This window comes from Candidatus Enterococcus myersii, from assembly GCF_017316025.1.
Classification (GTDB): Bacteria; Bacillota; Bacilli; order Lactobacillales; family Enterococcaceae; genus Enterococcus_C; species Enterococcus_C montenegrensis.
In genome coordinates this window covers 97,896-110,246 of sequence record NZ_JAFLVT010000001.1, presented here as the reverse complement: position 1 = coordinate 110,246, position 12,351 = coordinate 97,896, and the positions used below count along the sequence as shown (strand labels likewise).

Here is a 12,351-nt window from a genome sequence, read left to right as displayed (position 1 = left end):
TGTCTTAATTTTACGGAGAATTGAGATATTAGAAATAGGAGGATGTGGTCTTATGAACAACTTACTAAAAGATGATTTTTATGAATACGTCAATGGTGATTGGATGAAAACCGCTGTCATTCCAGCTGATAAACCAGCCACAGGTGGGTTCCAAGATTTAGTCGATGGCATTGATAAATTATTGCAAACAGAATTTAAGGATATGTTAGCTGATGAAAGTAAAATTCCCCAAGGAAAAATGAAAGACGTCATTGCCTATTACGAATTAGCTAAAGATTATAAAACGCGAGATGAACTTGGCGCTGAACCGATCCAACCGTTATTAAGTAGAATTCGTGGGCTAAAAGATTACGAAGATCTAAATCAACAATTAACTGATTGGGTTTTAGAAGGTCTCCCGCTACCTTTTAGCTTAAACGTGGATCAAGATATGAAAAATACCCAACAAAATGTTTTATTTGCTTATCCGGCTGATACAATTTTGCCAGATAAAACATATTATGCAAAAGAACATCCTCAAGGGGCAAAATTATTGGAAGTTTTTGCAGCTATGACAATTGCTGTCTTAGAAAAAATGGGCCATAACCAGAAAGAAGCCCAACAAATTACTGAAGATGCGCTGGCTTTTGATCGCCTAATTGTCCCTCACGTAAGAAGTTCAGAAGAAAATGCCGACTATAGCAAAAACTATAATCCCCGCAGCTTTACTGAATTTTGTGCCTATGCACCTGTCTTAGATTTAAAAGAGCTGGTAGAAAATTTAATTAAGACCACACCTGAGACAATTATTGTAACTGAACCCGATTATTTTGACGCATTAAATACACTGCTGACAGAAGAGAACTTCTCCTTATTACAAAATTGGCTGTATATTCAAACTGCATTGGGATACACCAATTTATTAAGTGAAGAATTGCGGCAATTAGGCGGCACTTATTCCCGTCAATTGTCTGGTGCGCCTAGTGCCATGCCACAAGAAAAAGCAGCTTTTTACTTAGCGAATGGTCGTTTTAGTCAAGTAGTCGGTCGCTTTTATGGAACCAAATACTTTGGTGAAAAGGCAAAGCAAGATGTTGAACACATGGTTCACACTATGATTGGCATCTACCAAGACCGCTTGGAAAAAAACGACTGGTTATCAAAAGAAACCAGTGCCAAAGCAATTACAAAATTAAATAAATTAGGCGTTCAAGTGGGTTATCCTGAAACAATTCCTGCTTTTTATGAAAAATTTGATACTACGCCAAAAAACGCCGGTGGCACGCTGGTGGAAAATAGTCGTAAATTTAGTCGAATTGTCAGAGAAGATAATTTTAGTCGTTATGGAAAAAGTGCTGACCGCAACGAATGGGAAATGAGCGCTGCGACTGTGAATGCCTATTACCATCCCTTCAAAAATATTATCGTTTTTCCTGCTGCGATTTTACAAGCGCCATTTTATAGTTTAGAACAATCGACTAGCGCCAACTATGGTGGTATTGGTGCCGTTATTGCCCACGAGATTTCCCATGCTTTTGACAATAACGGGGCGAAATTTGATGAGTATGGCAACATGAACAATTGGTGGACGGATACTGATTTAGCGCATTTTGAAACATTATCTGCTCAAATGATTGCAGAATTTGACGGTATTGCCTTTGCCGGTGGCACGGTTAACGGTACCTTAACCGTTTCAGAAAATATTGCCGATGCCGGTGGTGTTAGTTGTGCTCTAGCTGCAGCTAAAAAAGAAGCAGATGTCGCTTTTGAAGACTTCTTTGTCAACTGGGCAAAAATTTGGCGTACAAAAGCACGGGAACAATACCAACAATTGTTACTAGCTATTGATGTCCATGCGCCAGCAAAATTACGGGCGAATATTCAGTTACAAAATGTCCCTGAATTCTTTGAAACTTACGGAATTAAAGAAGGCGATGGTATGTATAAAGCGCCAGAAAAACGCGTGCATATCTGGTAATTAAAAATTAGAGCAGTAAGCTTACGTAGAAATAAATACGTTTAACTTATTGCTCTTTTTAACAACTTTAAAAGAGGTGATCTACTTTGGAAAAATATGCACAAAATAGTTATTTAACTGAAATTGAAACAACTATTACAGAACGCGGAAAAGATGAAATTGGCAATTTTGTCTGCTTAAAGGAAACTGTCGTCTATCCTGGTGGTGGCGGTCAACCGGCTGATTGTGCTTGGATTGCGGGCAATCCTATTTTAAAAATACAAAAAACAGCAGACAGTGTATTTTATTATCTCGACATTGACGTTGAGACATTGCCTGAAAAAGTTCTTGTCAAAATAAATTGGGAGCAACGCTTTGACTTCATGCAGCAACATACCGGCCAACACATTTTAGCCCGAGTTTGCGAAGATCTATTTCAAGCAAGAATCACAAAAGAACAAATGACATTAAAAGATTCATTTTTTGAAATTGATGTGAAACTTGATAAAACACAATTGCAAACGGCTTTAAAACGGAGCAACGAAATTATTCGGGCACAAAAACAAGTCAGTATTCTATTTCCCACTGAAGAAGAATTGGCAAAAGAAACGCTCTTTACCGCGCCACCAAAATACTTTAAAGATCTCCGACTAATAAAAATTGCCGATTTTGATATTATTGGTTGTGGTGGTACTCATGTGAAAAATACTGCCGAAGTGCAAGCTATTGCTTTAACGCAAGTAAAAGAGCACAAAAAAACAACTACCTTGCATTTTGCTTGTGGTAATCGTTTGTTGCAACAATTTGAAACAAATCAAAAACAATTGACGGCATTGACACTACAAGCTAACGTTCCTGTTGATGGGCTAGCTTTAGCTTTCCAAGAACAACAACAAACAATCAAGTTTTATCAAGGGCAAGTTGCGCTTTATCAAGTAAATGAGTTGGTGGCAAATGCCAAAGAACTGACACCACATTTCATTTACAGTGAAATAACTGACACCGAAGCAAAAGAATTACAAACAGCGGCAAAAAAAATAGCCGAAATTTATCCTGATAAGCTGATTTGTACCGCCACAAGTGATGAGGATAGTTTACGCTATCATTTATACTTAAAAACAGCTGATCCAAAGCGTCCAATTGGCCAAGTAATTCGGACCGCCAACCAAAAATTTGCCGGACGCGGTGGTGGTTCACCTACAAAAGGCGATGGTACTATACCTTATTTGCAAAAGGATGCTTTACTACGGTTTTTACAACAATAAAAATTCAGAAAAGCTCCTCAAACGCATGGAACACACCTGCAATAAGGCGAACTTCAATAAATTATTTCCCAAATTTCTTGAAGTTTTGCCTGATTGTCACAGTGAGTTCCTTTGAAAGAATGGCCATCGTCAGAACTGTCCCTTTAATGTTTTACTGCTAAAAAAAAACTTATGCTTTCTTATACGTGAAAAACTCAGTGATCGTAACAGCTAGTTTTAGCTGACTTTCCACTGAGTTTTTTTGAGATAACTTAACGTTTTAAGGCTTTTTTTAATAGTTCTTCTAAATTTGCAAACTGTGAGTTATGGTTAATAACACCGTCAATTTTTTCTTTTGCAGCAGGATTTTGTAGCAAATTACTTAGTTGACTTAAATCATGAATCCCCAACTTATCTAACAATTCATCTTTATCGTTAAAGTCCGTAAATTGTTTAATAAAATCGTTGCTTAGAATTTTATCAAAGTTCAAATTGCCCTCTTTTTGCAAGTCACCAATAATGCCACTGATATCGGCTAAATCAAAGCCGTCTTTCAAACGATCAAAAATACTCATCTTTTTCTCCTTCACTTAGCTCTAAAAGCTCTGCTCCTAGCGTATTTTGAAAGTGTGTTAACGCCCAGTTATGTCCCACTTCATCAAAGCTTGCCACTGCATCTTTTACAATGTGTAACTGATAGCCCAGATTATACGCATCTACTGCGGTGTGCAAAACACAAATGTCTGTACAAACACCTGTTAAGTACAAATCAGTAATTCCTCTTTCTCGCAAACGTATATCCAAGTCGGTACCACTAAAAGCCGAGTAATGTCTTTTATCAATCCAATAAACCGTTGCAGCATCTTTATTTTTTTCGTACAAGGAATTCAAGCTGCCATAAAGATTTCGCCCAGTCGTTCCAATTACATTATGGGGCAAAAACAACTTATTCTCTGGATGATACGCATCATTTGGATCATGGGCATCAATGGCAAATACAGTATAGTTGCCCGCTTCAATAAAATCTTTGGTAAATTCTACCAATTTTTGTTCGATTGCTTGCCCAGCTGCACCCGTGGTCAATTTGCCATCTGTTGCGACAAAATCATTGGTGTAGTCAATTGAAATTAACGCTTTTTTCATCTTATGCCTCCAGTCTTTTTGATGCAATCTTCCTACCTTATTTTAAAATGCGAATAAATTCTAAAACAAGTTCTGCCGAACGTTTGCCTGCTTCTTCGATAAACTCATCAAAGCTAATTGTAGCGCTGTGATCAGCAGTATCGCTAATAGCCCGCACTACAAGAAACGGAATAGCAAACTGACTGGCCGTTTGAGCAATTGCCGCGCCTTCCATTTCACAAGCTAAGGCTGTTGGAAAATCATTTAAAATAGCATCCACCTTAGTCGGACTGTCGATAAAACTGTCTCCGGTTACAATCAAGCCCTTTTTGATTCGATGCGCTGTTTTTTCTGCTGCTTCAGTCATGACTTGTTGCAAATAAGCACTAGCATCATAATAAAGGGGAAATCCCCCCGGTAATTGGCCTTTCTTGTAACCAAAACCGGTAACATCGACATCAAAGTAAGCTAATTTTTCGGAAATTACTAAATCGCCGACACTAAGATCGGCTCCGATTCCGCCAGCCGAACCAGTATTAACAACCATATTTACCCCATATTGCTGAATCAATAGACTCGTTGTGACAGAGGCTGCCACTTTGCCAATACCAGACCGTACAACAATAGCTTCATGATTGCCAATGCGGCCAGAGATAAACAAAGCATCCGCCCTCTCCCAAGACAGTGGACTGTCAATGGCGCTTCGCAAAATTTTAATTTCTTCTTCCATAGCACCGATAATTCCAATTTTCACACAAATTCCTCCAGCTTTTACTTCTATTATTTAGCCTAATAGTACCAGTTTCTAAAAAAAATTTCACTCGATAAGAAAAGCTTTATGTACTCGGTCAACTCGCTAGCAATAAGACGAAAATCTTGATAAATTGTTCCTCAAATTTTTCAAGATTTTGACTTATTGTCGCTGCGAGTTAGTTCATAAAGCTAGACAACTAGAAAAGATTTACAAACTCGTTTAGGACGCAAAAAATAAGAACGAGATTTTTGAAAATTGTTCTTCAAATTTTTGAAAATTTTGACTTATTTTTTTGGGGGCTAGTTTGTCTAGCTAGACACCTAGAAAAGATTTACAATCTCGTTTAGCTTTTGCGCATTAAGACAGGATTTCAATAAATTGCTTTTCAAATTTTTTGAAATTTTGACTTAAGGCCGAGAAAGCTAGTTTGTCTAGCTAGACACTTAGAAAAGCTTTATGTACTCGGTCAACTCGCTAGCAATAAGACGAAAGTCTTGATAAATTGTTCCTCAAATTTTTCAAGATTTTGACCTATTGTCGCTGCGAGTTAGTTCATAAAGCTAGACACTTTGAAAAGCTTTACAAACTCGTTTAGGCCGCAAAAAATAAGAACGAGATTTTTGAAAATTATTCTTCAAATTTTTGAAAATTTCGACTTATTTCTTGACGGGCTAGTTTGTCTAGCTAGACACTTAGAAAAGCTTTATCTACTCGGTCAACTTATCCTAAAAAAAGTTGAAACCAAGTAGCCTAAACGGCATTCCATGATTTCAACTTATTACTTTGTGCTAACTATAAAAAGAAGGTTGCTAATAAGACAACGCCGATTAATAATGAGACGACAATAATCGCCCCCACTAAAAAACTGTTTAGTTCACGGGATTTGCGGGACTCACCACTTCTCGTTTTTGTTAGTTCTTTTTGTCTTTTCGCCTCTTTACGATAGAAGTTTTTAATTTTTTCATCTTTGCGGTCGTATTCTTTTTGTAACTTCATCGTGTTTTTTTCCCGCACCGGTGCATCAAATTCTTCTACAATACCAGCCTTTTCCTTTTGACGGCGCAATTCACTGCGGGTAATTAATGGACCTTTACTCACTTACGCTCCTCATTTCTGTAATAATTCCCAATAGGTAATAGCATACATCGTTTTGGCATCACAAATTAAACCTTTTTTCACTGCATCTTTTGCTTCTGAAAGGGTCAAGGTATATAGTTCCAGCACCTCATCGTCATCTTGTGCTCGTGGATTTTCTACTTTAATTAAATCTACTGCATGATACAAATGTAGCATTTCATTTGAAAAGCCCGGTGACAAATACATGGAACCAACATGCTTCATTTCTTTAGCAGTAAAACCAGTTTCTTCTTCCAATTCCCGCGCACCCGTAATTTCAGGGTGGCTTCCTTCACCGGGATCAATTTTACCGGCAGGAATTTCCAAAATAACTTTTTCCAAAGGTTTTCTAAATTGTTTCACCAAAAGCAACTTATTTTCTGGCGTAATGGCAATAATCCCCACACCGCCAGGATGAAATACTAATTCCCGTTTGGCTGTGCCGCCATTAGGTAAAGCAACATCGTCTAAAAAGACATCAATGATTTTGCCGTGAAATAATTCTTTTCGTTGAATTGTTTTTTCTTCAAAATCTGCAAAGGAAAGCATCTTATCCCTACTTTCTATCCGTAATATTTATTTACTCTTTGCTTAAGCAAAGCAACCCACAAACCAAGTCAAAAAAAGAACTTGTTGTTTATCAAAACTAAATACTATTATACACAATTTCACGAACGGGAAACTTAAGATTGCGATAATAAATCTTATGAATTTTCTAAATCGCAAAAATCCACCCTTGGTCTGATTTTTTTCCACCTTCCCCCGTGGTAAAATGAACTCGTGAAGTTAAGGGAAGACCTTTAAAAGATAAATCACCCAAATTATAGGAGGGTAAAAAAATGAAGAAGAAAACCAGCACGCTCTTACTGGTAATTATCGCTTGTTTACTACTATTTGGTTTACTAAAATCCGGCAATTCAGATGAACTTATCCCATTTGTACTTGTCGTAGGTGGGGCAGCTTTGATTATTTACGGCGTGAAAAATCGTCGTCGCAGTAGTAGTCCTTCTGCATTGCCAATTATGACCAAAGAAAAAGAAGCACATTACTTAGAAAGTGGCATGACAGAAAAAGAAATTGAATTTTTCCGAGAAACAATGAACCAAACAAAAAAACAAGTTTTACAATTACAGACAAATATTAATAAAAATGCCAAGTTAAAAGCCATTGACCTGCGGCATGATACTTTACGGGCATCAAAAGCGTTGTTTAAAGAGTTGGTGAAAGACCCACAAAAATTGCATTTTGCTAATCACTTTTTATACACCCATTTGCCAAACATGGTTGATTTAACGGACAAATTTATTGAAATCAATGGTCATGAAATTAAAACAAAAGAAACATATGAAAAAATTGAAGAAAGCTCCCAAATTATCGATCAAATGGCGGCGTTAATTGCAAAAGATTATCAACAATTTGTCGCTGATGATTTAGAGGATTTAGATGTAGAGCTTTCCATTGCCAAACAAAGCTTAAAAAGAGATAATAGTTTGTAAGCGGGCGCTTACAGAAAAAAATCTAGCGCAAGCTAGATTTTTTATTAAACACTTATTTAGGTCAATGACTTAATATTGGAGGAATGAACATGGCGGATACACCCGAAACACAACAAAACGTCGATCAAACACTAGACGATTTATTAAACAATCCTTTTACTACACCAGTAGGTTCTTTAACACAGACACAGCAAAACGAAATTAACGTTTTGAAAGACCAACAAAAAGCAGAGCGGCTTGTCGATAAACTCCCAGAAGATCGTAAAGTACAAGCACAAGAGCTCGCTGCAAAAATCGATGTTAGCGATCAACAAGGCGTTATTACTTACGGCGCAGTAGCACAACAAAAATTAAGCGAGTTTTCTCAATCCATGTTAAATCATGTGCAAGCAGCGGATATTGGTCCTGTTGGCGATTCGTTGACAGATTTAATGTATCGTTTAAACGAAGCCAATCCTGACGATTTAAGAGCTGGGGAGGGCAATGTTTTTAAACGAATGTTTGGCAAAGTAAAACAATCAATTTATGAAATTACGGCCAAGTATCAAAAAATCGGGGCCCAAATTGATAAAATTGCCGTTAAATTGGACAAAGAAAAAGATGGCTTATTAAAAGATAACTTAATGTTGGAGCAACTTTACCATAAAAACAAAGATTATTTTGATGCCTTAAATCTTTACATTGCCGCTGGTGAATTAAAGATGGAAGAATTACAAACCAAAATTATCCCAGAAGCAGTAGCCAAAGCACAAGCATCCGGTGATCAAATGGATGTCCAAATCGTCAATGACTACAATCAATTTTTAGACCGTTTGGATAAACGAACCCATGATTTGCGTTTAGCGCGTCAAATCACGATCCAACAAGCACCGCAAATTCGTTTAATTCAAAATACCAACCAAGCATTAGCAGAAAAGATCCAAGCGTCTGTTAATACAGCTATTCCATTGTGGAAAAACCAAGTTGTGATTGCCTTGACCCTATTACGTCAAAAAGATGCTGTAACAGCACAACGTCAAGTTTCTGAAACAACCAATGAATTGTTGAAGAAAAACTCTGAAATGTTAAAAGTTTCTGCAATTGAAACAGCTAAGGAAAACGAACGTGGCATTGTGGATATTGAGACCTTGCAAAAAACTCAAAACGACTTAGTCGAAACTATCCAACAAACCTTACAAATTCAACGAGAAGGTAAAGAAAAACGCCGCGCCGCTGAAGTGGAATTGGGCCATATGGAGGCTGATTTAAAACAACGCCTCTTGGAATTAACCCAAAGCGAAAAATAATTTTTGATAAGCTACCTGAGTGCTAAAGAAAAAAAGTCAATCGGACTTTCTTCTTTAGTACTTTTTTATTTCACATAACAGCTTAAAACCCTCTGCAAACTACAGCTGCACTGCAGTATTTTCTTTTACTTGTGCATATTTTTTTAGGATAGCCAAACGTTGCTACCTCTGCTATCATTAAAATGTAGGAAAATTCTGTTAATTAAAAGGTGGGCTTACCATGACAATTTTAAGTTTTGAAGCAGTCAATTTAATTCGTAAACAAAAAGTTTTATTGAATAATATCAACTGGAGAATTGAAAATGGCGAAGATTGGGCTATTTTAGGCTTAAATGGCGCTGGTAAGACATTATTATTGCAAATGATTGCCGGAAATATTTGGCCGTCAAATGGTAAACTAACTGTTTTGGAATCTGAATTTGGGAAAGCAAATATACCTAATTTAACAAAACGGATCGGCTGGGTCAGCAATGTCGTAGAGGCAAAATTGTATCAAAGTGACACTGCACTTTCCATCGTCATCTCTGGTAAATTTGCCAGTATTGGCTTATGGCAAGAACACAATCTGGCAGATGAAGAAAAAGCAGCTGCCCTATTAACCACATTAGGAGGCGGCCAACTGCTGCAAAAGCCTTATCAAATTTTATCCCAAGGAGAAAAACAAGTTGTTTTAATTGCCCGCGCCCTCATGGCTGACCCCGAGCTTTTAATTTTAGATGAGCCTTGTAATGGTCTGGATCTATTTGCAAGAGAAGACTTATTAGCAAAGATTACCAAACTAAAACAACAAAAAAATGCCCCAACGATTTTATTTGTCACCCACCACACCGAAGAAATTTTACCATTTATTTCACAAGTCCTGATGATTCGCAATGGTCAAATTTATGCCAAAGGAACACCCGCTGATTTAATCACCGCGCCTGTTTTAAATGACTTTTATGAACGGCCGATTCAAATTACGACCTTAAATCAAGACCGCCTGCTCGTTTATCCAAAATCATAAATTTTCTAGCTAAAATGAAAAAAGATGTCAAAAACTCCCTACTTAATTTGGAAGTTTTTGACACCTTTTCAATTTATTCGTTGTTCATCTTACTGTTGCGATACCCATAGAAAAAGTAAATTGCTAAACCTAATACTAACGTTACAGCAAAAACAAGATACGTGGTCACGCTAAACTGTGCAATTAAAAAGATACAAGCCAGCACCGATAAAATTGGCAACAAGGGTACAAAGGGCACTGCAAATTGGCCTTTTTCTGGTTTACCAAATTCTTTCCGTAATTTCAAAATACCACCAGAAACCATCATTAAGTAAACCAAGGCCGCAATGTTCGTCAACTCCGCCAAAATCTGCAACGGAAAAGCAGCGGCAAAGAATAATGCAAAGGCTCCCGCGACAAAAGTCGCATTTTTTGGTGTACGCGTTTTTTGATCAATTTTTTGCATTTGCTTTGGTAAAAGACCATCTTTGCTTATGGCATACAATAAACGCGCTAAAGAATACATCATTGAAATTGTTACCGTTAGTAGTGTTAAAATGGCCCCCACAGAAATTACAGAACCTAAAAAGCCGTGTCCGGCATAACGCATCACAAACGCCATTGGATCAGATACTTGTAACTTAGCAAATGGAACAACCCCGGTCGAAATCAACGTTACAATAATATATAAAATAGTTGCAATACCAATAGAGCCGATAATTCCTTTTGGTACATCCTTTTGCGGATTTTTCACTTCTTCTGCTGCCATTGCCACTGAATCAAACCCTAAAAAGGCAAAGAAAACTAAAGATGATCCACGAAAAACACTACTGGCACCATTCGGCATAAACGGTGTCCAGTTATTGGGTTTAATATAAAAGATTCCAACCGCAATAAATAAAATAATAATGAAAAATTTCACCCACACCATCGCATTGTTTAAGCGTAATGCTTTTTTGGCTTCTTGGCTCACCCAAAAAGTAATAAAAACAATCACCAATGCAGCAATCAAGTCGATATATGTGCCATTTGCAGCATTATATCCAGCTGTTAGCCCCTTGGGTAAATGAATACCCCAGCTACCCAAAAATCCCTGCATATAACCTGACCAACCAGAAGCGACTGATGAAACAGCTAATAAAAACTCACAAATTAAAAACCAGCCTGTAAACCAAGCGGCAAATTCACCAAAGACAACATACATGTAGGCATATGGTCCGCCGATAACAGGAATACGCGCTGAAAATTCAGCAAAACAAAGTCCTGATAAACCCACTACTACCGCTGCTAAAACAAAAGATAACGTTAATGCCGGACCAGCATGATTGGCGTCTGGCACCCCCGTAATCACAAAAATCCCCGTTCCGATAATAGCGCCAATTCCCAGCATAATTAAATCTTTTAGCTGCAAATTACGCTTTAAGTCATTAGCATAACCTGTTTCAATCTCTTTTTTGCGAAAATTCATTGGGCTCCCCCTCATAATTTAACGATATTTCTTTTAGTCGACTTTTAAGATAAAGCCTTCATATATCCTAAAAGAATACCACCAAAAATAACAAGAAGGCAACCGATAATGACATAAAACATTTCTTTTTTCGTCTTGTGTTCACCTAATAAGAAAATTCCACCCAAAGTCGAAATAATAATACCCATTTGTGATAACGAAAATCCGACCGCCAGGCCAACGGTTTGAATGGATAACAGCATACAAATATTTCCGATCCCCCACAAAAGGCCCGAAGTAATATTGCGCCAGACATATTTATCAAAGGCAACTTTTCGCGCTGAAAAACATAACGCACCAGTTAACATCCCAATACTTTGAGGTAAAATAATTGCTAAAGGATCAAGTCCAGCCCAAGTAATGATAATCGTATAAAGACCATAGCCAATTGTCGAAATAAACAAGAAACGAAACCCTTTGCCAAAATCATACATTTTCATACCGGCTTCTGGTTTACTTTTACCATTGGGATCTTTACGGGAAGTTAAGTAAGCTCCCGCTACTAATAATGCCAAAGCTAAAAATCCTAAAATAAAATCTCGCCCATGACGCCATTCATGAAAGAAAATAGCCCCAGCAATTGTATTTAGCATCAATTGCATCCCTGTTGAAAGTGGTAAGCCAACTGAAACGCCCATGGCCTTCATGGCATGAAACTGGCCATTTTGTCCCACAAACCAAAACAAGCCTGAAATAAAACCAATCATAATTGTTAACATATCAATGCTTGGTCGCATAACAAAAAAGATTCCCAGTGAAAAAATAAACGCTCCCATCGTCATTCCAAGGGTTTGTTGATTGGCATCGCCACCTAATTTCCCACTTACTAATCCAATGCTGCCCCAAGCAAACATTGGTACTAAAGCTACTAATAAAGCCATTGACATTCTCCTCAATCTATATAATCT

The 12,351-nt window shown here is 37.5% G+C and carries 12 protein-coding genes; 5 read left to right on the top strand and 7 right to left on the bottom strand.

Annotated features, from left to right (window positions below):
* Positions 1 to 52 precede the first annotated feature (52 nt).
* On the top strand, positions 53 to 1,957 hold the full coding sequence (locus tag JZO76_RS00615; RefSeq protein ID WP_206902239.1) for a M13 family metallopeptidase: 1,905 nt from the start codon (positions 53 to 55) through the stop codon (positions 1,955 to 1,957).
* 86 nt (positions 1,958 to 2,043) lie between these two features.
* Positions 2,044 to 3,201 carry an alanyl-tRNA editing protein gene (locus JZO76_RS00610; protein WP_206902238.1) on the top strand — a complete coding sequence of 386 codons (1,158 nt, stop codon included), beginning with the start codon at positions 2,044 to 2,046 and terminating at the stop codon, positions 3,199 to 3,201.
* A gap of 251 nt (positions 3,202 to 3,452) precedes the next feature.
* Here the strand turns inward: JZO76_RS00610 and JZO76_RS00605 are convergent, their stop codons facing one another.
* From JZO76_RS00605 to JZO76_RS00585, 5 genes are all read right to left on the bottom strand, one after another.
* Positions 3,453 to 3,755 (bottom strand): hypothetical protein, encoded by a 303-nt coding sequence (locus JZO76_RS00605; protein WP_206902237.1) that lies wholly within the window; start codon positions 3,753 to 3,755, stop codon positions 3,453 to 3,455.
* The gene (locus tag JZO76_RS00600) at positions 3,742 to 4,323 is read right to left on the bottom strand and encodes a cysteine hydrolase family protein (RefSeq protein ID WP_206902236.1); all 582 of its coding nucleotides are present in this window, start codon (positions 4,321 to 4,323) and stop codon (positions 3,742 to 3,744) included. Before JZO76_RS00600 ends, JZO76_RS00605 begins: the two co-directional genes overlap by 14 nt.
* A gap of 37 nt (positions 4,324 to 4,360) precedes the next feature.
* Entirely contained in the window at positions 4,361 to 5,056 is a 696-nt protein-coding gene (locus JZO76_RS00595) for a 5'-methylthioadenosine/adenosylhomocysteine nucleosidase (protein WP_206902235.1), read from the bottom strand.
* Between the two features lie 792 nt (positions 5,057 to 5,848).
* Positions 5,849 to 6,154, bottom strand: a complete 306-nt coding sequence (gene macP, locus JZO76_RS00590) for a cell wall synthase accessory phosphoprotein MacP (protein ID WP_206902234.1) — start codon at positions 6,152 to 6,154, stop codon at positions 5,849 to 5,851.
* Positions 6,155 to 6,163: 9 nt separating this feature from the next.
* Entirely contained in the window at positions 6,164 to 6,721 is a 558-nt protein-coding gene (locus JZO76_RS00585; protein ID WP_206902233.1) for an NUDIX hydrolase, read from the bottom strand.
* 290 nt (positions 6,722 to 7,011) lie between these two features.
* Between JZO76_RS00585 and JZO76_RS00580 the strand changes: the two genes are divergently transcribed.
* From JZO76_RS00580 to JZO76_RS00570, 3 genes are all read left to right on the top strand, one after another.
* On the top strand, positions 7,012 to 7,668 hold the full coding sequence (locus JZO76_RS00580; RefSeq protein ID WP_206902232.1) for a 5-bromo-4-chloroindolyl phosphate hydrolysis family protein: 657 nt from the start codon (positions 7,012 to 7,014) through the stop codon (positions 7,666 to 7,668).
* Between the two features lie 89 nt (positions 7,669 to 7,757).
* Entirely contained in the window at positions 7,758 to 8,954 is a 1,197-nt protein-coding gene (locus JZO76_RS00575) for a toxic anion resistance protein (RefSeq protein WP_206902231.1), read from the top strand.
* A 220-nt stretch (positions 8,955 to 9,174) separates the two neighbouring features.
* Positions 9,175 to 9,957, top strand: coding sequence for an ABC transporter ATP-binding protein (locus tag JZO76_RS00570; protein WP_206902230.1), 783 nt, complete (start codon positions 9,175 to 9,177; stop codon positions 9,955 to 9,957).
* 73 nt (positions 9,958 to 10,030) lie between these two features.
* Here the strand turns inward: JZO76_RS00570 and JZO76_RS00565 are convergent, their stop codons facing one another.
* Both JZO76_RS00565 and JZO76_RS00560 read right to left on the bottom strand, forming a co-directional pair.
* Entirely contained in the window at positions 10,031 to 11,404 is a 1,374-nt protein-coding gene (locus tag JZO76_RS00565; RefSeq protein WP_206902229.1) for an amino acid permease, read from the bottom strand.
* A gap of 44 nt (positions 11,405 to 11,448) precedes the next feature.
* Complete coding sequence (locus JZO76_RS00560) at positions 11,449 to 12,324, bottom strand: GRP family sugar transporter (RefSeq protein WP_206902228.1); 876 nt, start codon at positions 12,322 to 12,324, stop codon at positions 11,449 to 11,451.
* Positions 12,325 to 12,351: the final 27 nt, after the last annotated feature.